Raw genomic sequence first — 21,288 nt, forward strand, 5'->3', positions numbered from 1 at the left:
CATAAACTCTATGAGCCTTGGGGAATCCTGGGGCTTTTTTGTTTTTCATAGCGAGGCAAAGTCAAACACAAAATTCAAGTTCCAGTGCAAATTTTATAATAGACACTGATAACAAAGAATCAAGAGTCAGGAATCAAGACTAGTTAGCTAACAATCCAATAATCTAACCATCGACCACCCGGCATCCAACATCTAACATCTAACAATCCAAATAATCTAAACATCGACCACCCAGCATCCAGCATGCTACATCTTACCTCTAAAATCTCATCTCTCAAGTCTAACAACCTATCCGTCAACTCAAAAGGGCCATCCGTCAATTGAGCCCCTTCCAAGAACCATCACCTTACTATTTTCAAACTAGCTAAATAAAAAAACGCTAGTATGAAAAATTCTGACCCAAAACCTTTTAAGCTAAAAGCTTCAGCCTTTCGACCTTTTATTTATTGTCTTTTAGTGCTTATTTATATTCTTTTCACTGTCAGTTCCTGTGGTAAAGATGCCATCACCACCCCTCCAACAGAACAATGCCCAGAAGCTGATAAAAAGAACTTATGTAAAGATTCTGATAATGATGGAGAAGGCGATTCAAACAATTGCCAAAACACCTGTGATGAATTGGACGGGTATGTTGAAAATGATGATGACCCAGATGATACTAATGGAAACATAACCTCAGATTGTGAGATGGTTACATTATATCGTGATGAAGATGAAGATGGTTATGGTGACCACAACAATTCCATTACCCAGTGCTCAGGGGTGAATATTCCTACGGGTTACGTTATGGATAATTCGGATTGCACTGATGATAACTCACAAATAAACAAATTAGGTGTTACGGTTTATGCAGATGCCGATGGGGATGGTTTAGGAGACCCACATTCCTCTATAATTGTTGAAAACTGTGTAGATTTTGAAGGTAATGTTTTGAATAACTCTGATTGCGATGACAATCTTGGCCCCTTTATCGCATCAGAATGGACTGGCACTTATAATGTAGAACGAACAAATTATCAATTTAATGGTACCAGTACAATTTCAAACTTCGGATGCACCGTTGAAGATGTAGAAGGACAGCCTAACGTTCTTAAACTGATAAGTTTCTGGTCCAATTATGAGCTTGATGTCACTGAGGTTCTATACATTACCATTAATCCGTGTACCCAAACAGCAACATGGAATCAAGAAACTAGCATAGGTTACTACCGTTACCATCCACATGAAGGTGATATAACTTGGGAAAGAGCTGACTTTGGGGCATATCAATCCAATGGAGTAAGCATGGATTCAGATGATGACTATGGTTGGTGTACACTCAATTTTGAGGACAAAACTATCCAAATTTTTGGGGTAGCCAGAATTCCTGAAAAGGAGATTCTGTTGTCTCACTATAAATGCGATATGGTTCTAGTTCAAGAATAGCCGCAAACCCAACTTAACCAACCAAAAAAAGCCTTGGAAATTTCCAAGGCTTTTCCACTAATTCTAAGTCATACATACCTAAAATAAGTTATGGAATCAAAAACGTATCTTTATTCTAGAAAGGAACAATTGCTTATGGACATCGATTTGCGCAAATACAATTTTATTCAGAAGCTAATCACTATACAAAATGAGAAAGCCATGGATATACTTGAGCAAACCTTAGATAAAGTCATCGAAAATAACTATCAAATTTCAGAAGAGAATCTTAATCTTCTTAATGAAAGACTTGAAATCTACCTGAATAACCCAGATGACCTTATGGACTGGGAAACTTCGAGCAAGGATTAAAACATGGTATATGCCATTAAGCTAATCCTTGATGCACATAAAGACTTTAAAAGTGCTCAAAACTGGTACGCCTCCATCAGTGAAGAATTGGGAAATAGGTTCAGGCAATCCGTTCAGGAAAAAGTAAATCTTATAGCCCAAAATCCATATCAGTTCCAAAAACGGCACAAAGAACTGCGAATGGCATTGGTCAAGAGGTTTCCGTACGCCATTTATTTCATAACTGGCACTGACCAAAAACGAATTGTAATCCTTGCTATTTTACACACCAAGAGGAATCCAAAAATCCCAACAAGCAGATAAGACTTAAAGGATATAATCCGTACTCAAAAAATTGCTCACTTTAGCTTCAAGTAGTTGTTCAATGGTTTCGTTGTTTAAATCGTTGTCCTTAAAAGCAACGAACGTCCGTACTGAGAAGGAACGTAAAGCATCATGTACGCTTAAGGTAGACTGTGCTGAATCTTTTCGCCCCGTAAAAGGATAAACATCCGGCCCACGCTGGCATGAACTATTCAAGTTCACTCGGCAAACCAAATTGGCCAAGGTATCAATCAGCGGAGATAGCGTATAAACATCCTTCCCAAATAAACTTACCTGTTGCCCGTAGTTGGACTCAGCCATGTCATCTAAAGGCTCTTCAATATCGGTAAAGGACACCACCGGAATTATCGGGCCAAACTGTTCTTCCTCATATACCCGCATATCCTTGGTCACAGGATAAAGTACCGCAGGCCAGATATAGTTGTCGGAGCGTCTTCCGCCCTTTTTGTTCTTTACCTTAGCTCCCTTGGCCTTGGCATCATCCAACAACTCTTGGATATAGTCTGGTTTACCGGGTTCTGGTAATGGAGTTAACTTAACTCCCTCATCCCATGGATTACCAAACTTTAAGGCATCCACTTTTTCCGAGAAACGTTTTAAAAATTCATCCTTTACATCCTCATGCACATATACCACTTTTAAGGCGGTACAACGCTGTCCGTTAAAGGAAAGGGTTCCTGCTATGCATTCGTTTATGGTGAGGTCCAAATCGGCATCTGGAAGGATAATAGCTGGATTTTTGGCTTCCAATCCCAGTACCAGTCGTAGACGGTTGCTTTTTGGATGCTGGTCTTGCAATGCATTGGCCGATTTACTATTTCCAATCAATGCCAACACATCCACCTTTCCAGTTTTCATGATTGGTGCCGCTACTGCCCTGCCCCTACCAAATAAAATATTCACCACACCTTTGGGGAAACTGCTTTGGAAAGCCTCCAAAAGCAGAGTAATCAAAAGCACCCCATGCTTGGCAGGTTTAAAGATGGTAGTGTTCCCCATGATAATGGCGGGAATCAACAGGGCAAAAGTTTCATTTAATGGATAATTATATGGCCCTAAACAAAGCACCACCCCGAGCGGCCCTCTTCGGATATGGGCATAAACCCCATCGTGTTTGGAAAACTTGGCAGAATTGCGATCTAGTTGCTTATAGTCCTCAATGGTATCATAAATATACTCCACTGTTCGGTCAAATTCTTTATAAGAATCAGGCATAGATTTCCCTATTTCCCACATCAACAGTTTAACCACTTCTTCCCGCTTTTCCTCCATCTTTTTAACGAAGGATTCCATACACTCTATTCGGTCTTTCACCTTCATGGTAGGCCAAAGTCCCTGTCCTTGGTCAAATGCTCCAATGGCCGCATCCAATGCTTCGAGCGCCTCTGCTTCTCCCATATTTGGGATACTTCCCAAAACGGTATGGGCATATTCCTCGGTTGAGGATATGGTAGAAATCACTTCTGTATTTTCTCCTTTCCATTCACGTAATTCCCCATCCACCAAAAATATTTTTTGATGAATTTGTGAGGTAATCTGCAATGCTTCCGGTATGGTTGTCTTAGATGGCATATCCTAGATTTTAGTATTAGGTTGTGCTGCTTTTTAGTCTAGCAAATGACAAAGCTAATACAAAAAAACTTTGTAAAGACCTTATTTATCAAGGGATAACAACGAAAACGTTTAAGTAAGGCCTATTTAAAAAAAGAAGTTTCAATTGTGATGGAATCAAACCAAATATTGGAACAAATCTGGCTTGTTATTCAAATAATCTCCGTAGAAATTATTGTCCTTCATTCTAGAAATCAAGGGTTCCAAATCTTCGGGAGACTTTAATTCAATACCCACAACAGCCGGTGCATTTTCCCGGCTGGACTTTTTCGAATATTCAAAATGGGTAATATCGTCATTAGGACCCAAAATATCCACTACGAATTCTTTTAAAGACCCCGGTCGCTGAGGAAAACGCACAATGAAATAATGTTTGAGATTTCCATAGAGCAAAGCTCTTTCCTTAATTTCGGCAGTACGAGTGATGTCGTTGTTACTACCACTGATAATACAGACCACATTTTTACCTTTTATTTCGTCCTTGAAATCATCCAGTGCTGCTATGGTCAAGGCTCCGGCAGGTTCTACTACAATGGCATCCCGGTTATAGAGTTCCAAAATGGTTTGGCAGACCTTCCCTTCGGGAACAGTTTCCATTTTAAATAAGTGATTGCAGCAGATGGGAAAGGTGAATGCGCCTACTTTTTGCACTGCAGCCCCATCCACAAACTTGTCAATCTGTGAAAGTTCCACCAGCTCTCCCTTTTCCATGGATTTTTTCATGGAAGGTGCCCCTGCTGGTTCAATACCAATAATTTTGGTGTTGGGCGACAGTTCCTTGAACGTGGCACATAAACCAGATGCCAATCCACCCCCACCAACAGCCACAAAGACGTAATCAATAGGTTCTTGAGCTTGGTGTAAAAGTTCCAATCCAATAGTGGCCTGTCCTTCAATGGTTTTTGGGTCATCAAAAGGATGAACAAAAGTTTTTCCTTCTTCCTCACAAAAAATCTTGGAAGCCTTGTACGAATCATCAAAGGTATCCCCCTCCAAAACCACTTGCACACGGTCACCTCCAAACATCTTAGTTTGGTCAATCTTTTGTTTTGGAGTAACCACGGGCATAAAAATAGTCCCCTCTACCCCCAAGTGGTTACAGGCAAAAGCTACCCCTTGGGCATGATTCCCAGCACTGGCACAGACCACTCCTTGTTTCAGGGATTCAGGGGAAAGCGAATTGATTTTATTGAAAGCGCCCCGAATTTTATAACTACGAACCCGTTGCAAGTCCTCGCGCTTCAACCATACATTGGCCTCCAATTGCTTGGAATACCGAATACTCTTTTGCAAAGGAGTTTCGTCAGCCACTTGCGCAATAACCTTGGCTGCCTGCTGAATATCCTTTAGCTGAGGAAAATAAGGGGGCACATGTTGCGCCCCCTTTTTTATGCTTGATGTTGTGTTGCTTTTCATGGAAAAACACCATTTTACTTCCTAAATGGAAGTCTACAATTTAAACGATAGGTTTCATTGCGGTCATAGATTCTCTTAACCTTGTTCCCACAATCTCCACGGGATGCTCACGAAGTGCTTTGTTAACCGCAATAAGCTTCACATTGTCCACCCCATTGTCCTTATCTGCTCCGTAATGGGTTCCGATAACGTCAATATCAACTGTTTTCATGAAATCCTCCAAAAGCGGCTTACAAGCGTGATCAAACAGATAGCAACCATACTCAGCAGTATCAGATATAACACGGTTCATCTCAAACAATTTCTTTCTGGCGATGGTGTTTGCAATCAAAGGCGTCTCGTGCAAGGACTCGTAATAAGCAGATTCTCCAATGATTCCGGATTCAGTCATGGTCTCGTAGGCCAGCTCCACCCCAGATTTTACAAAGGCGACCATCAACACACCATTATCGTAGTATTCTTGCTCGGAAATCTCAACATCCCCAGCAGGAGTCTTTTCAAAAGCCGTTTCTCCTGTGGCAGCTCTCCATGTCAACAGATTTTTATCCCCATTGGCCCAATCTTCCATCATGGTTTTGGAGAAATGACCATTCATAATATCATCTTGATGTTTTTGGAACAAGGGACGCATAATATCCTTTAATTCTTCGGCAAGATCGTAAGCCTTGATCTTGGCAGGATTGGACAAACGATCCATCATATTGGTAACTCCGCCATGTTTTAATCCTTCGGTAATGGTTTCCCATCCGTATTGAATAAGCTTTGAGGCATAACCTGCATCAACACCCTTTTCCAACATTTTATTAAAAGACAAAATGGAACCGGTCTGCAGCAAACCACAAAGAATGGTCTGTTCTCCCATTAAATCCGATTTTACTTCGGCCACAAAAGAAGATTCCAAAACCCCAGCTCTGTGTCCTCCTGTTCCTGCGGCATACGCTTTGGCCTGCTCCAATCCCTTACCTTCGGGGTCATTTTCCGGGTGGACGGCAATTAGGGTTGGCACACCAAAACCTCTTTTGTATTCTTCCCGCACTTCTGAACCCGGGCTTTTTGGCGCCACCATGATCACAGTAAGGTCCTCACGGATTTGCATCCCTTCTTCTACAATATTAAAGCCATGGGAGTAAGACAAGGTAGCTCCCTGCTTCATTAATGGCATTACGGCACTAACAACGCTGGTGTGCTGCTTGTCCGGTGTCAAGTTGATTACCAAATCAGCAACAGGAATCAACTCCTCGTAGGTACCAACGTTGAAGTTGTTTTCCGTAGCATTTTTGTACGACTGTCTTTGTTCCTTAATGGCGGCCTCTCTAAGGGTGTAGGAGATGTCCAATCCGGAATCGCGCATGTTCAGGCCTTGGTTCAAGCCTTGGGCACCGCAACCTACGATTACAATCTTTTTTCCTTTTAGCGCGGTAACGCCATCTACAAACTCGCTGGCTTCCATAAACCTACATTTTCCCAATTGGGTCAATTGATCGCGAAGGGACAGCGTATTAAAGTAATTTGTCATTTTTGGTTTTTATTTAATGCTATTTATTGATTTTGAAATTCTTCTAAAATTTTGGTAATAGGCATTGTTGCCTTGGTTACAGCAATCCTTCCGGAACGGACAAATTGCATAATTCCGTAAGGCTCCAGGGCATCATGCATTTCATCAATTTCGTGTCTTCGTCCCGTTTTTGCCAAAACAAAAAAGTCGCGCGCCACAGTTACAATTTGCGAGTTGCTCTCTTTGATGATGTTCTGGATTTGGCGCTCGTCAAACAATAAGTCCGAAGCTATTTTGAACAAAGCAGATTCTTGAAATATGGTGTCATCATCAGTATGATAATAGGCCTTGATCACTTCAATTTGCTTTTCAATCTGACCCACAATTTTGCGTGCCCAATCTTCAGTTGAAAAAATCACAATGGTGAATTTTGAAACGTTTTCAATTTCTGATTTAGAGACATTTAAACTCTCTATGTTAATGTGTCTCTTTAAGAATATTCCAGATATTCTATTCAATAGTCCTACGTTATTTTCCGAATAAACCGAAATGGTATACCATTGTTTTTCCATGCTTATTTTATTTTAACTGCAACGATCACTCCCGTTGACCAGTCCATTTTAGTAATTGTAAAATCTTGTCTTGTTTCTAATTGTTCAACCAGAGAGGATACATACGCTGAATGTCCTTCTGGCCAATTGGGTTGCTCTGTCATATCATCAATAACTTAGAACCCTCCTACCTTGATTAAACCCAACGTCTCTTCTAAAAGGCTATATTTTCCAGGCCAAGCATCAGCAAAGACCAAATCGAACTTTTCTTCCTGATTTTGAGCTATCCAATCTTCACCATCCGCACAAACTAATTGGAGACGATCATCATTACCGAAAAAGCCCATAGCAATTTGAATGAGGTCCATATCGTTGTCTATGCTGATCAACTTGGATGCATTATCCATTCCTTCCAGCATCCATGCCAAGGACAATCCCATACCTGTTCCCAGTTCCAAGAAGCGCCCTGCAGGTTTGGAAGCCACCAAGGTCTTTAGAAATGTACCTATATACATATCTGATGGCATGGTGAATCCAATTTCATCAGATTTGCTCAGTAAGGCAGCATACACATTGGGTGTATCCACGATATTAGCTTGGTTCATGTTACTTTAATCGAATATCTGATACTGAGGCTCCGGATGGAATCATTGGAAATACGTTGTCTTCCTTCTCTACTCTAACCTCCAAGAAATATGGGTCTTTGGATGTAATCATTTCCTCAACAGCATCTTTTAAGTCCGAACGCTCCGTAACCCTTCTGGATTTGATGTGGTAACCTTCCGCAATCTTCACAAAATCCGGATTGGTCATCACCGTTGATGCATATCTACTTTCAAAGAAAAGTTCTTGCCACTGGCGAACCATTCCCAAGTGATCATTGTTCAATACCACAATCTTTACCGGAACATTATGTTGAAAGATCACACCGAGTTCCTGAATGGTCATCTGGTATCCTCCATCCCCAATAATGGCCACCACCTCACGGTCCATGGCGCCCATTTTGGCTCCAATGGCAGCTGGCAACGCAAAACCCATGGTTCCAAGACCACCGGAGGTGACATTACTTTTGGACTGCTTGAATTTAGCGTACCTGCAAGCAATCATTTGATGCTGTCCCACGTCGGTGACCACCACGGCTTTATGGCCAGAGGCCTTGTTGATTTGCTCAATGACCTCACCCATGGTAAGACCTTCTTTGGTAGGTTCTATATCTTTTTTGATAACGGTATCGTATTCAATCTGATATTTTTTATCAAATTCCGCCAACCATTCTTTGTGCTCATTTTTATTGATAAGCGGTAGCAACAAATCCAGCGTTTGCTTGGCGTTACCTAAAACCGCTATATCTGCATTTACATTTTTGTTGATTTCGGCAGGATCTATTTCAAAGTGTATCACCTTGGCTTGTTTGGCATAGGTGTCCAAACTGCCTGTAACCCTATCGTCAAAACGCATTCCTATTGCAATAAGCACATCGCATTCATTGGTCAATACATTGGGGCCATAATTTCCGTGCATACCCACCATACCCACATTCAGCGGATGGTCGGTGTCCATTGCGGAAAGTCCCAGTACAGTCCAAGCTGCGGGAATTCCAGCTTTTTCGACCAAAGCCTTTAATTCTTCCTCTGCATGGCCTAAAATAACCCCTTGTCCAAATACGATATAGGGCTTTTTTGCACTGTTGATCATTTCCGCGGCAGCCTCAATAGCTTTTAAATCCGGTTTGTGCACCGGTTTGTAACTGCGGACCCCTGTACATTTTTCATACACAAAATCCAGTTCATCAAATTGCGCGTTTTTGGTGATATCCACCAACACCGGACCTGGCCTACCCGACCGAGCTATATAGAAAGCCTTGGCCATAATCTCAGGAATCTCACTGGCTTTGGTCACTTGATAATTCCACTTCGTAACTGGAGTTGAGATACCTACAATGTCAGTTTCTTGAAACGCGTCAGATCCCAACAAATGTCTGGGTACTTGCCCCGTTATACATACCATTGGTGTGGAATCAATTTGAGCATCAGCTATACCAGTAACTAGATTTGTTGCTCCAGGGCCAGATGTAGCCATCGCTACACCAACCTTACCGGTAACTCTTGCATACCCTTGAGCCGCATGTGTAGCTCCCTGTTCATGCCTGGTAAGAATATGGGTCAGTTTATCCTGAAATTTATAAAGCTCGTCATACACCGGCATGATTGCACCTCCAGGGTATCCATAAATCAAATCTACCCCTTCTGCCAAAAGACAATGTATAATGGCCTCGGCTCCACTTATGCGTATGGCCTTGGTTGTTTTGTTTTCTTTCTTTTTTAAAGTTTCCGTGCTCATAATGTCAACTTTGAATGATGAGATTCCTGCATTGGCAGAAATGAAAATTTTTTTAATATTTATCCGTAACGCATCCCTCGGAAGCTGATGCAACAGATCTTGCGTACTTGTACAATATTCCTTTGGTAAATTTTAACGGTGGAGCTTGCCATTTGGCTCTTCTACTTTCCATTTCCTCATCTGAAATATTCAAGGTAATGGAATTGTCCAAGGCGCTAATGGTAATTAGATCACCTGTCTTCACAAGAGCAATGGCCCCTCCCTCTTGGGCTTCTGGGGTGACGTGACCCACTACAAAACCATGGGTTCCTCCAGAAAAACGGCCATCGGTAATCAATGCCACCGATTTTCCCAAACCTGCACCCATGATCATGGATGTTGGTTTTAGCATTTCGGGCATCCCTGGTCCTCCTTTGGGTCCTACATAGCGAATAACGACTACATTTCCTTTTTCCACTTCACCTTTTGATATACCTTCATTGGCTTCGGGTTCACTATCATACACCACAGCTTTTCCTTCAAACTTTAAGCCCTCTTTCCCGGATATCTTTGCTACAGCGCCTTCTTCTGCCAAATTTCCTTTTAGTATTTGTAAGTTTCCTGAAGATTTCAAAGCCTTGTCCACGCTGTACAACAAGTCTTGCTCCTCAAATTCCATGGCTTCAACATCTTCCAGGTTTTCAGCCAAGGTCTTACCGGTTACCGTCATACAGTCCCCATGCAAAAAGCCTTGTTCCAACAAGTACTTCATGATTTTTGGGGTTCCACCAATACCATGGACATCTTCCATTAGGTATTTTCCTGAAGGCTTTAGATCCCCAATAAGTGGTGTTCTATCGCTTATCCGTTGGAAATCCTCCAAAGTAAAATCAATATCAGCAGCATATGCAATGGCCAAATAATGCAATACCGCATTGGTGGATCCTCCCAGGGCGTTGACCAAGGTGATTGCATTTTCAATAGATTTTTTTGTAACGATATCTTTTGGTTTTAAATCGAGTTCCAAAAGATTTTTTATGGTTTGGGCAGTTCGTTCCGCCTCCGAAAGTTTGTTGGGATTGACTGCTGGAATAGATGAATTATAGGGTAAGGACATTCCCATGCATTCTATGGATGACGCCATAGTATTTGCCGTGTACATACCCCCACAGGCACCTGCCCCGGGAATTGCTCTTTTGATGATTTCCTTATATTCAGCTTCATCAATTTCCCCGGCAATTTTCTGTCCCAAAGCTTCAAATGCAGATACAATATTCAGCTTTCGACCTTTATAGTTTCCTGAAGCAACACTACCACCATATACCATAATGGAGGGTCTATTAAGCCGCAGCATAGCTATAATTGCCCCAGGCATGTTTTTATCACATCCAACAACACCGATCAATGCATCATAGGACATACCGTTCATGACAGTTTCCATTGAATCTGCAATGATATCCCTGGAAGCCAACGAATATTTCATGCCCGGAGTTCCCATGGAGATACCATCGGATACTCCAATAGTACCGAACGTCAATCCCACTTGTCCTGTCTCGATAACATGCTTTTTTATTTCCTGTGCTATACTGTTCAAGTGCATGTTGCAGGGATTACCATCGTAGCCCGTACTACCAATGGCAATTTGCGCCTTTTTCATATCCTCCTCCTTTAAACCTGTGGCATACAACATGGCCTGTGAAGCCGGTTGCGAAGGATTTTGGGTAACGTTCTTACTATGTTTGTTCAATTCCATTATTAATTTTCTTTCAGATCGGGAATCTTGTTGAATTTACTATATCATTCAAAGATAGATGTTTCAGAAACCCTATATTTTTAACAGTTTTACACCTTCTAAATCCATTTAAAATAATATACCTTTATCTCTATGGAAATCAACACTTTAAGTTGATTTAAAATCCCATATCCATTTCTTTTTTGGACCATAAAAAAAGCCTGTATCTTTTATTGGATACAGGCTTTTTCTAAATCAATAGGACATCTGTATCACTCCATGGCTGGAATAATAATGACGACGCTATTAATTAGATTTTTTGCTTTCACAGTTCAAGAGTACAAAAATTTGTGATAAAAAACCAAATTCGAAATAAACTTTATAGTAGTTTAAATGAAATGGTGTCCCCAAATTTTTTCTGGGCCAACTGACAAATGGAATCCTCGGACAATTGCAAAATTCTTGGATAACCCCCCGTGGTTTGTCCATCTTTCATTAAGATAATCAATCTTCCAGCAGGAGTAAACTGCACCGTCCCAGGCATGGTTCCTGAAGTGAGCATGGAATGTTTATGACCTTGAATCAATTCTCCCAACTGATAGGCCATGCGGTTATTTTTTTCCGAAATGGAAAATGATTTCCCAAATAAAGAACCCAACTGGGCATCTGACAAAATAGAGAATTCAGGGCCCTTATAAACTTCCAGGGTTTCTTCTTCAAATTTCCTATCTACCTTCAGCCCTGAAATTGCAGGTTCGAATGAAACTGTTTCTTCATAAGCGACTGAGCTGCCATCCTTTAGACATTTATTGGGTGTAACCGGATGGTATTGAGATCTACTGCCCATTACTATATCTGTTTGAATCCCACCTTTTATAGCTAAATAGGAGCGAAACCCCTTTTCCAGCCTGCCATAGGATAAGATATCACCTTTGGTGACCTGAATCACCTGATAGTTACCTATAGGTTCGTTGTTGAGTGTAGGTGACAAAAAAGCTCCGGAAAGACAGATATATGTGGGAGCCTCGAATTGCAAAGTGGGCCCTGTCATTGTTATTTCCAAGAGGGCAGCCTCCTTGGGATTATCTAATAATTTGTTGGCTTTTGCCGCTGAATCGTTGTCCATGACACCAGAAACTGGAACACCAATATCTCTGTAGCCAAACCGGCCCACATCCTGAACCGTCATAAAGAAACCTGATTTGAGCACCTTAATCATCCAACGCTATTTTTTCAGGTTTGAAAATACCCACTTCGGCTTCTATTTTTTTCAGATTGTATTCAGCTCTGGAAATTTCCTTAAACTTGATTTTATCTCCCACGCTAACAAAACATGGCTCTTCCGCCTTCGGATTGAAAATTGGTGTGGGGCAGCTCCCAATAATGTTCCAACCCCCTGGCGAATCCTGTGGATAAATTCCGGTCTGTTTGCCCGCCAATCCCACGGAGCCTTGGGCCACATGCAAACGGGGTTCTTTTCTTCTTGGGATTTCCAATTCCTCTGGCAAACCGCCCAAGTACATAAAACCCGGAAGAAATCCTAAACCATATACAATATACTCTTGGGCCGTGTGAAGTGTTATCAGTTGAGTTTGGGAAATTCCTAAAACCGTGGATACTTCATCCAAATCAATACCCAAATCGGAGTCATAACAGACTGGTATCTTCCATAAAAATCGACCCCGTTTTTTTTTAATCTTTTTTTGGCCATTCTGGCAATCCAAAATCTGTTTTTCAACGGATTCAAAATCCACATCCGCGATGGAATTCACCATGGTCAAGGAGTTGTAAGCAATAGACATTTCCCACCCTGGAAGTTCCATACTTTTAAAACAATCCACAAATTCCAGAATTTCCCCTAATACGGATTCGCTTACCTCGCTTGGCCATTCAATAAGGATAGCCCTTTGTCCAAACGGTTTTATACTGATGGGGAGTTTTTTCACTTTTGTATTTCCACCCCGTGTTGGGGCAATTGTTGTGAAAGATACGTTAATATTTGAAAAGCTGAAGGGGTGTCACCGTGAATGCAAATGGTTTGGGCCTCTATATCTGCGGTTTCTCCAGATATTGTCACAATTTTGCTCTTTTTTATGATGGGAAGCACTTGTTCCAGTACCTTGGTTGGGTCCTGAATCACTGCATTCGGTAATGTTCTGGACACTAGGCTTAGGTCCAAATTATAACTCCTGTCCCCAAAGGCCTCATAGTGTACTTCGTAGCCACTCTTCTGGGCAATGCTGGCCATAACAGAGCCAAATGGAGCATATAAAGGAACTTTTACCCCATATGCTTTTATCACATCCAAAAACAAACGGGCCACTCGTTCATTTTTTGCCGATTCGTTGTATAACGCTCCGTGCGCTTTGATATGCTTAAGTTTAACAGATTCTTGACGCAGAATTTTTTCAAAATCCTGAAGTTGATTTAATATACTTTTATAAAGCTCTTCATCCGAAATGGTCATGGCCACCCTTCCAAAATTGGCCTTATCTGGGTATGAGGGATGCGCACCTACCTTTATTCCATGTCTTTTGGCAAGTTTTACAACTTGGGTCATAGTGCTAATATCCCCAGCATGACCTCCGCAAGCAACATTACATGAGCTTATCAAGGGAAAAATCATGGCTTCATTTCCCACACCTTCACCCACATCACAGTTAATATCTATTGCCCAATTTTTCATTTATACCAGTCCAATAACTTTCATGATACTTTTAGCACCCAAAAAAATAGAAAAAGTAATGATCGCAAACCCAATAATGTTTTGGAAGAGGCTGTTCGTATGCTTTCCCATTACGGATGTTCTATTTACTATCCAAAGCAGCAAGATTGCCATTATAGGTAACACCATTCCGTTTGCAACTTGCGCAAATTGAATAACCTGAATGGGTTTGATATCAAAGGACAAGAAGAATACCCCCAAAAAGAGAATGACCATCCAAACCATTTTGAATCTTTTATCCTGCATACCCTTCCAACCCAAACAGCTGTTAGCTACAAATGCTGCCGCCAATGGAGCTGTAATTGCAGAAGTGACTCCCGCGGCCAAAAGCCCACAAGCAATGAAGTAAATAGCACTTTTCCCAAAGAGTGGTTCCAGCCCAACAGCCAAATCCATTGCATTTCTAACATCCTCCAAAGGAGCCGAGGCTGCGGTTATTAGAATGGCCATGGAAACCAAACCGCCCAAACCTATGGAAATCACAGTATCCCATTTAACCGCTTTCAACTCATCTTTTGATTTCCATTTCTCCTTGACCAACGATGCATGAAGGAACAGATTATAGGGCACAACCGTAGTCCCCACAAGGGCTACCACAGTCAAAATGCCCCCCTCGGGCAGGTTGGGGACGAACAAATTCTTACCAATGTCCAAAAGGGAAGGCTTGGTCAAGATTGCTGCTATTAAAAAACACAACCCCATGAATCCTACAAGTCCCGCAAACACTTTTTCCAACGTTTTGTAACCGCTAAACCAGAGCAGAACAAAAGCCATGGCACCAATAAGCAGAGGATAAAACCGTGAAGGACCAAAAAGTCCCTCCAGGCCCAGGGTGGCTCCACCAATGTTTCCAGCTTCATACGCTGCATTTCCAACCAAAATGGCCAACAAAACCAGGGCAATTACCAAATGCTTTACCCATTTGATCCCTATTTGCTCCTTTACCACATCCATAAGTCCCTTTTGGGTAAACACGCCAATTCTACCGGACATTTCCTGTAAAATTATGGTAGCTATCACCGATACCAGTACCGCCCAAAGCATGCTGTAGCCGAAATGCACCCCAGCAAGGGTACACACCGTAATGGTTCCGGGGCCCACAAAGGCCGCCGCAACAAGTATTCCAGGTCCTATTTTTTTGAACATAAACGGGTTTGATTATTGGTTTTCAAAATAAGTAGAATTCATCAGAAAGATGCATTTCATCCAAAAAAATGCATTTCATCTAAAAATGGCATGTTTTACATCGATTTTGTATACGATTATAAAAATCTTGAAGTTATAATAATCCCAAATCAAATAATTGACCTAAACTTAACCGATACTCATGATCTGTAAAGACTGTGGTAAAGAAATTGGACATGAGCAGCATTTAGCGTCCACCGAATCCCTAGGTGTTGCGCTATGCGAGCGTCATTCCAAACTTATCAAGAAAATTATCTTAAACAACAATACCCCCGTTGAAGCTATTCATCTTTTCTATGCTTTAAAAGAAGCAGGCGCCCATCCGATGTTGGAATGGTGGGATGGAAAAAAATCAGTGGACTTAGCGATATCCCGAGTAAAACTGAATATTGAAATCGATAAGGATTACGACACAATAACTCATGAACAGGCCATTAGCGACCTAGAGGAAGCCATGCATTCCTTTAAAAATGGATTTACTACGATACGGATACCACACTTGGCCATTAAGTACTATTTGGAGGATACGGTTCAAAATATCCTGGGAATCATTGATGGACTAAAGGCCAACATCAAAGTTATCTAGTTTGAATAAGCAGGCTTCCAGTCTGTATTGATCTCTTTGTATTCCAACACATTGATGGCAATGGTTCTATCTCCAATGTTTTCAAGATCATTGGTGTAGTTTTTTCCCCTGAACTCCCAATATTCGGTATCCCCTGGTTCTAACTTGACCATACTAATTTTACCATTACCATGACGGGTAAGAGCCAGTCCTCCCGTAACGCAAACCCAATTGTAATTGACGTTGTGCTTTCTAAAAGGAAGTCTTTCGCCGGGTTCCAATCGTATGTCCCATAACTTCACGGTCTCATTTTCGAATACCAATCGATCACCAAGAGATTCCCTGACATCATTATGGAGAAGTTCATCTATCATTTTTTGGTCCCAAGGATCAAAGTTGCCCACGGGATTCAATTCCACACACTGCATAGCTCAATTTTCTTAAAACGGGCGCAAAATTACGGCCTATTCTTGTCAGAAAATAGGATTGATGTAGGATTTAACTTATTCTTTAGAAGAAAAAGATTTTTTTAGCTCTTTTTTTAGAGCATTGACCTACAGCTGTTTAAAAAAGTAGATTATGAATAGCGATGCTACATCATAGCTTGATCCGAAGTTTTGGAATGACCGACTCCAAAAGTTCTGGAAAATAACCTTGAAAGCTGTTCAAAGGGTTTATGGCTAAACAAAATCAACAACATGATGGAACTTCTTTTGGCCGAGTATGCTGTGGGTAGAAGTTTTATCGTTTTTTTAGCCGTACTGGCATAAGCTGGATCATTAAGTCTATAAAAAGCAGGCAAATGTGATCCGAAAAACAGTTTTGTAGAAAACTTAAGATCCCTAATGTTAAAGTACTTGGGCCTACAGCCTACCAATTTGGACATGTCGTTCATAAAGTCATGATAGTTGACCAATGACTTGATGTTCACGCTATCTGAGAAAAACTTTTCATTGAAACGCCTATCCCTTTCTATACTATCCTTCATCTTTACAGCATCCGGAAGTTTTTTGTTTCCTGATAGCAGCAAGGCTATATAACGGGCTTGTATTTCCGAACATGCGGGAAGTCCTCCCTGAGTAGGTCTAGCCCAACCGATCAAGCTTATCCGCAATCCATGTTTTGGATGTATCATATGCTTGTAGAGATTTCTTGGGTTTTCAAAGTCCATGCCCTCCTTCACATACTCAAATTTTGTTTCATAGCCTGTATTCAACACAAGAACATCAGCTTCGATGGTCTCACCACCTTTGGTGACTATGCTATTCTTGGTTAAATAATCTATTTCGTCCCGAGTTATTTCCAATCGTCCATCAAGGATATCTTGAAGGAATACGTCACTCTTGGTTAGGAACTTACCCATGAAGGATTTTCTATCATAAACCCATTGTTGCACCAGTCTTTCCGTGGATCCAATATTTTTTCCAAACTTCAGATACTTCCATGCCATGAATTTCATGAAATGATCCACGCCTTTCTTTCCCATGGAATTTAGACTGTGCGAAGTATAGGAATCACTGGTGTATCCGGCAGACCATCTAGGAACAATGTTTGGAAATTCCCTTACTAGCACCCTACACGAGGTTGTTTGTGAAATTTCATGTATGATATCCGCTCCAGATTCACCTATTCCAATACAGACTACTTTTTTATCCTTAAACGAATCGCCATTCTTATATTCACTAGAATGAACAATCTCGCCTTCAAAATCGGATTGACCTTTGAACATTGGGGAGTAGGGAATGAAATTGCTCCCTGTACAAATTACTATATGGTCGAATTTTTCTTTACGGACTTCACCGTGATGCTCCACTTCAACAACAACCGAATTTCCTTGAATATCAGTGCTAAGTACCTTATGGGCGTAGTGCAGGTATTTCTCTAAACTAAAATGCTGGATGTAGTCTTTTAAATACTCCCGATATTCCGACACCTTCCAAAACCTTCTTTCTTCCTTGGGATCAGGCATGAAATCAGAATAGGCCATAAAATAATTGGAAACTGTAAGCTCCAAGGAATCATAGGATCTACCTCCTTTATCTATGTCCCTAAAAGCTCCGCCAAAACTATCTTCGGCTTCATAGCATACTACTTCAATATTTTGCTTCAACAGCTCTTTTACTGCGACCAATCCGGAAGGGCCAGCTCCAATTACACAAACTTTCGTGCTCATTTTGGCAAAGGTTGATTAAGGTTAATTATCCATTGTAGCTGTTGAAAGTAATCAAGATTATAGTGCCTAAATAAAGAAATCGTTTAAAATCAATTATATACGGTAAAATATATTGGCTTTGCTTAAAAGGAAATCGCACTATACAGCCAGTTCTTTTCATTCATAATCTAGTAGCTTGATTAGGTTGCTCTTAAACAGCACGATGATGAGTCAAGAGGTGTTTCCATTATGGAATAGTATTAATTTTTTAGGCCCAAAAACGCTATATATCCCAAAAAATCAACGGCCAACCGATTTTCTATGTCATTTTCTAATCACCCTCTATATTTATAAGAATCCACATATATAAAAGCTATGGATAGAAACTTAGTGATAAATTTTACACCAACCGGAATGATTCCTACCAAGGAAATGACCCCGCATGTTCCTGTGGTAGTACCCGAAATAGTTGATCAGGTTCTCGAAGCTTCAGAACTGGGAATCACAATGGTGCATCTGCATGCCCGTGATGCAAAAACCGGAGTACCCACCTATAAAAAGGAAATATATGGTCAAATCATAGAAGGCATTAGAAAATACAATCCAGAGTTGGTGATTTGTGTTTCCCTAAGTGGCCGGAATTTTTCTGAATTTGAGAAACGCTCGGAACCTTTGTTTTTAGAGGATTCTCTTAAACCGGATATGGGAAGCTTGACTCTTAGTTCATTGAATTTTAATGCCACCGCAAGTACCAATTCCCCAGAAATGATACAAAAACTTGCCAAAGAGATGTTGGACAAGGGAATTGTTCCAGAACTCGAAGCTTTCGATATAGGCATGATAAATTACGCAAAATATCTAGCGAAAAAAGGTTTGATCAAACCTCCTTATTACTTCAATCTAATTCTTGGCAATATAGCCTGTGCCCAGGCAAATCTATTAAATGCGGGTATTATGATAAATGATTTACCGGAGCAATCCTATTGGAGTTTGGCGGGAATTGGAAACGCCCAGTTGAAGATGAACTCTATTGGAATAGCTATGGATGGTGGTGTTCGTGTGGGAATTGAAGATAATATCTGGTATGATACCAAGCGTACCAAACTGGCTTCGAACAAGGATTTAATCCAAAGAATCCATACCCTTGCCCAAGCCAATGAAAGAAAAATAATGCCTCCATCTGAACTACGTCAGCATCTGCAACTAGGTACTAAAGGCATATACGGTAGAACCTTAAATGAATTGACTTAAATGGACACCAAGGAAAGTGGCAAGTATTACAAATATAAGTTGCTGTTCTCAAATATTAGGCATGGCTTATTTCTGCATATGTTGCAGAATTTTATGTCCAGATTGGGCTTGGACTTTGCACCATATTATTGGGTACAGGAAGATTTCAATGCATATAAGTCTCCTCAGATAAATGATGATAAAGAAAAATACACGATTAGTTTCTTATCCGACGAGGAAGTAAAATCTATGAAAAGGGGGTCTATACGAAAATTTAAAGGCACCAAATTAATAGGTCTAAAACATAATAATCAAATAGCAGCTTTTCACTGTGCGGAACAAAGGGATTTTGTTTTCAAGGGTAAAAAAATGAAACTGAAAAAAAACGAGGCCTATCTTCTCAACATGTACACTTTTCAGAATTACAGAGGAAAAAACCTTGCTCCTTATCTAAGGCATGCAACCTATGATTTGCTTAAAGAAGAGGGAGTTGATACATTCTATAGTATATCTGATTATCTCAACAAGTCAACTCATAAATTCAAAAAAAAGCTTGGGGCAGAACCATTACAGTTATACCTCTCCATAGCCTTATTAAAAAAATATCACAGAACCTTTTTACTAAAAACCTATAAGTAGGTTTACCCCAACCATCCTTCACGGTCAAGGCTTCTATATTGAATGGCTTCAGAGATATGACTGGAAGAGATTTCAATATTCCCCTCTAAATCTGCTATGGTTCGAGCCACCTTAAGAATACGGTCATACGCGCGAGCTGAAAGGTTTAAGCGCTCCATAGCACTCCGCAACAGCTCTTTGGTTTCCAGGGTCAACATGCAATGTTGCCTAATTTGTTTCGTATTCATTTGGGCATTGTAGTGCACCGTTTCCAAATTTTGGAACCTCATTGTCTGAATGTCCCGAGCGTTCATAACCCGACGTCTAATTTCCAAACTGCTCTCCGCTTTTTGGTCGTTCGTCAGCTTTTCAAAAGGAACCGGGGCAACCTCAATATGAATATCAATCCTGTCCAGCAAGGGGCCCGATATTTTTCCCAAATAACGCTGCATTTCCATAGGAGATGAAACCACCGGAGCATCTGGATCATTGAAATAACCTCCAGGGCTTGGGTTCATACTTGCCACTAACATAAAACTGCTGGGGTAGGTTACCGTGAATTTAGCCCGTGCAATGGTAACCTCTCTATCTTCCATGGGTTGTCGCATTACTTCGAGTACCCTTCGTTCAAATTCTGGTAGTTCATCCAAAAAAAGTACCCCATTGTGCGAAAGGGAAATCTCTCCCGGTTGGGGGTAGCTCCCTCCTCCTACCAAAGCTGCACTGCTTATGGTATGATGCGGATTTCGAAAGGGTCTATGGCTCATCAAACCAGAATTTTTTACTTTGCCCACAACACTATGTATTTTGGTGGTTTCCAATGCTTCTTGAAGGGTCATGGGAGGCAAAATTGAAGGTAGTCTTTTGGCTAACATTGTTTTTCCAGAACCCGGAGGTCCAATCAATATAATGTTGTGCCCTCCTGCGGCCGCAATCTCCATACAACGTTTGATACTTTCCTGCCCTTTAACATCAGAAAAATCATATTCAGGATAATCCAAATTTTGATAAAACTCCTTTTGCGGATCCAATTCCGTTTGCTTTAAACATTTTCCGGAATGGAAATGATCTATAACCTCCTGGATACTGCTAACCCCATAAACCTCCAAACCGTCCACAACGGCTGCCTCCTTGGCGTTTTCATTGGGTAGGATAAATCCTTTAAAACCTTCTTCCTTGGCTTTAATGGCAATAGGAAGTGCTCCTTTTATAGGATTAACCGTGCCGTCCAGGGACAACTCGCCCATTATGAGGTACTCGTCAATATCAGTTGCTTTGATCTGGCTGGAAGCCACAAGGATTCCCAATGCCAGAGTAAGGTCATACGCTGAACCTTCTTTACGCAAATCTGCCGGGGCCATGTTTATGGTAATTTTCTTTCCGGGTATGCGATAACCATTGTTTTGCAATGCGGCTGCAATACGATAATTGCTTTCCTTAATGGCGTTATCTGGTAAACCTACCAAATGATACCCTACTCCTTGATCTACATTGACTTCTACAATAATGGTTTGGGCCTCTACCCCAAATATGGCGCTGCCGAATATTTTTATAAGCATAGTTCTCTATCAGAGCTTTTGTTGCTCTAT

The 21,288-nt window shown here is 41.1% G+C and carries 20 protein-coding genes; 6 read left to right on the forward strand and 14 right to left on the reverse strand.

Going from position 1 to position 21,288, the window contains the following annotated elements; translation table 11 throughout:
- The first annotated feature begins 384 nt into the window (after positions 1–384).
- The 3 genes from FGG15_RS03825 to FGG15_RS03835 all read left to right on the forward strand — a co-directional run bounded on the left by FGG15_RS03825 (position 385) and on the right by FGG15_RS03835 (position 2,079).
- On the forward strand, positions 385–1,425 hold the full coding sequence (locus FGG15_RS03825) for a hypothetical protein (protein WP_138833383.1): 1,041 nt from the start codon (positions 385–387) through the stop codon (positions 1,423–1,425).
- Between the two features lie 90 nt (positions 1,426–1,515).
- The gene (locus FGG15_RS03830) at positions 1,516–1,776 is read left to right on the forward strand and encodes a hypothetical protein (RefSeq protein WP_138833385.1); all 261 of its coding nucleotides are present in this window, start codon (positions 1,516–1,518) and stop codon (positions 1,774–1,776) included.
- 3 nt (positions 1,777–1,779) lie between these two features.
- Complete coding sequence (locus FGG15_RS03835; protein ID WP_138833387.1) at positions 1,780–2,079, forward strand: type II toxin-antitoxin system RelE/ParE family toxin; 300 nt, start codon at positions 1,780–1,782, stop codon at positions 2,077–2,079.
- A 3-nt stretch (positions 2,080–2,082) separates the two neighbouring features.
- On the opposite strand, the gene FGG15_RS03840 is transcribed toward FGG15_RS03835, so the two are convergent.
- The 11 genes from FGG15_RS03840 to FGG15_RS03890 form a co-directional block, all read right to left on the reverse strand.
- The gene (locus FGG15_RS03840) at positions 2,083–3,672 is read right to left on the reverse strand and encodes an NADP-dependent glyceraldehyde-3-phosphate dehydrogenase (RefSeq protein WP_138833389.1); all 1,590 of its coding nucleotides are present in this window, start codon (positions 3,670–3,672) and stop codon (positions 2,083–2,085) included.
- A gap of 156 nt (positions 3,673–3,828) precedes the next feature.
- The gene (ilvA, locus tag FGG15_RS03845) at positions 3,829–5,127 is read right to left on the reverse strand and encodes a threonine ammonia-lyase IlvA (protein WP_138833391.1); all 1,299 of its coding nucleotides are present in this window, start codon (positions 5,125–5,127) and stop codon (positions 3,829–3,831) included.
- A 40-nt stretch (positions 5,128–5,167) separates the two neighbouring features.
- Positions 5,168–6,643 carry a ketol-acid reductoisomerase gene (gene ilvC, locus FGG15_RS03850; RefSeq protein WP_138833393.1) on the reverse strand — a complete coding sequence of 492 codons (1,476 nt, stop codon included), beginning with the start codon at positions 6,641–6,643 and terminating at the stop codon, positions 5,168–5,170.
- 23 nt (positions 6,644–6,666) lie between these two features.
- Positions 6,667–7,194, reverse strand: coding sequence for an acetolactate synthase small subunit (ilvN, locus tag FGG15_RS03855; protein ID WP_138833395.1), 528 nt, complete (start codon positions 7,192–7,194; stop codon positions 6,667–6,669).
- A gap of 155 nt (positions 7,195–7,349) precedes the next feature.
- Positions 7,350–7,778 carry an O-methyltransferase gene (locus FGG15_RS03860; RefSeq protein WP_237561739.1) on the reverse strand — a complete coding sequence of 143 codons (429 nt, stop codon included), beginning with the start codon at positions 7,776–7,778 and terminating at the stop codon, positions 7,350–7,352.
- A 1-nt stretch (position 7,779) separates the two neighbouring features.
- On the reverse strand, positions 7,780–9,513 hold the full coding sequence (gene ilvB / locus FGG15_RS03865) for a biosynthetic-type acetolactate synthase large subunit (RefSeq protein ID WP_138833397.1): 1,734 nt from the start codon (positions 9,511–9,513) through the stop codon (positions 7,780–7,782).
- Between the two features lie 52 nt (positions 9,514–9,565).
- A complete protein-coding gene (gene ilvD, locus FGG15_RS03870) occupies positions 9,566–11,245 on the reverse strand; it encodes a dihydroxy-acid dehydratase (RefSeq protein WP_138833399.1) in 1,680 nt (559 codons plus the stop codon).
- A gap of 358 nt (positions 11,246–11,603) precedes the next feature.
- Positions 11,604–12,443: a 5-oxoprolinase subunit C family protein gene (locus FGG15_RS03875; protein WP_138833401.1), complete on the reverse strand. Its 840-nt coding sequence runs from the start codon at positions 12,441–12,443 to the stop codon at positions 11,604–11,606.
- Positions 12,436–13,170 (reverse strand): 5-oxoprolinase subunit PxpB, encoded by a 735-nt coding sequence (gene pxpB, locus FGG15_RS03880; protein WP_138833403.1) that lies wholly within the window; start codon positions 13,168–13,170, stop codon positions 12,436–12,438. The genes FGG15_RS03875 and pxpB overlap by 8 nt, the downstream gene beginning before the upstream one ends.
- Positions 13,167–13,910: a 5-oxoprolinase subunit PxpA gene (gene pxpA / locus FGG15_RS03885; RefSeq protein ID WP_138833405.1), complete on the reverse strand. Its 744-nt coding sequence runs from the start codon at positions 13,908–13,910 to the stop codon at positions 13,167–13,169. The genes pxpB and pxpA overlap by 4 nt, the downstream gene beginning before the upstream one ends.
- Positions 13,911–15,095, reverse strand: coding sequence for an Nramp family divalent metal transporter (locus FGG15_RS03890; RefSeq protein ID WP_138833408.1), 1,185 nt, complete (start codon positions 15,093–15,095; stop codon positions 13,911–13,913).
- Between the two features lie 181 nt (positions 15,096–15,276).
- Between FGG15_RS03890 and FGG15_RS03895 the strand changes: the two genes are divergently transcribed.
- On the forward strand, positions 15,277–15,720 hold the full coding sequence (locus tag FGG15_RS03895) for a hypothetical protein (RefSeq protein ID WP_138833410.1): 444 nt from the start codon (positions 15,277–15,279) through the stop codon (positions 15,718–15,720).
- On the opposite strand, the gene FGG15_RS03900 is transcribed toward FGG15_RS03895, so the two are convergent.
- Positions 15,717–16,127 carry a hypothetical protein gene (locus FGG15_RS03900; RefSeq protein ID WP_138833412.1) on the reverse strand — a complete coding sequence of 137 codons (411 nt, stop codon included), beginning with the start codon at positions 16,125–16,127 and terminating at the stop codon, positions 15,717–15,719. The genes FGG15_RS03895 and FGG15_RS03900 overlap by 4 nt on opposite strands.
- Positions 16,128–16,291: 164 nt before the next feature.
- Positions 16,292–17,872, reverse strand: a complete 1,581-nt coding sequence (locus tag FGG15_RS03905; protein ID WP_138833414.1) for a flavin-containing monooxygenase — start codon at positions 17,870–17,872, stop codon at positions 16,292–16,294.
- A 354-nt stretch (positions 17,873–18,226) separates the two neighbouring features.
- On the opposite strand from FGG15_RS03905, the gene FGG15_RS03910 reads away from it, so the two are divergent.
- A complete protein-coding gene (locus FGG15_RS03910) occupies positions 18,227–19,102 on the forward strand; it encodes a beta-keto acid cleavage family enzyme (RefSeq protein WP_138833416.1) in 876 nt (291 codons plus the stop codon).
- Positions 19,103–19,720 (forward strand): GNAT family N-acetyltransferase, encoded by a 618-nt coding sequence (locus tag FGG15_RS03915; protein ID WP_138833418.1) that lies wholly within the window; start codon positions 19,103–19,105, stop codon positions 19,718–19,720. It begins immediately after the preceding gene.
- A 2-nt stretch (positions 19,721–19,722) separates the two neighbouring features.
- Here the strand turns inward: FGG15_RS03915 and FGG15_RS03920 are convergent, their stop codons facing one another.
- Positions 19,723–21,258: a YifB family Mg chelatase-like AAA ATPase gene (locus FGG15_RS03920; protein ID WP_138833420.1), complete on the reverse strand. Its 1,536-nt coding sequence runs from the start codon at positions 21,256–21,258 to the stop codon at positions 19,723–19,725.
- Positions 21,259–21,288 lie beyond the last annotated feature (30 nt).

Source organism: Flagellimonas algicola (assembly GCF_005937185.1).
In the GTDB taxonomy this organism is placed as follows: Bacteria; Bacteroidota; Bacteroidia; order Flavobacteriales; family Flavobacteriaceae; genus Flagellimonas; species Flagellimonas algicola.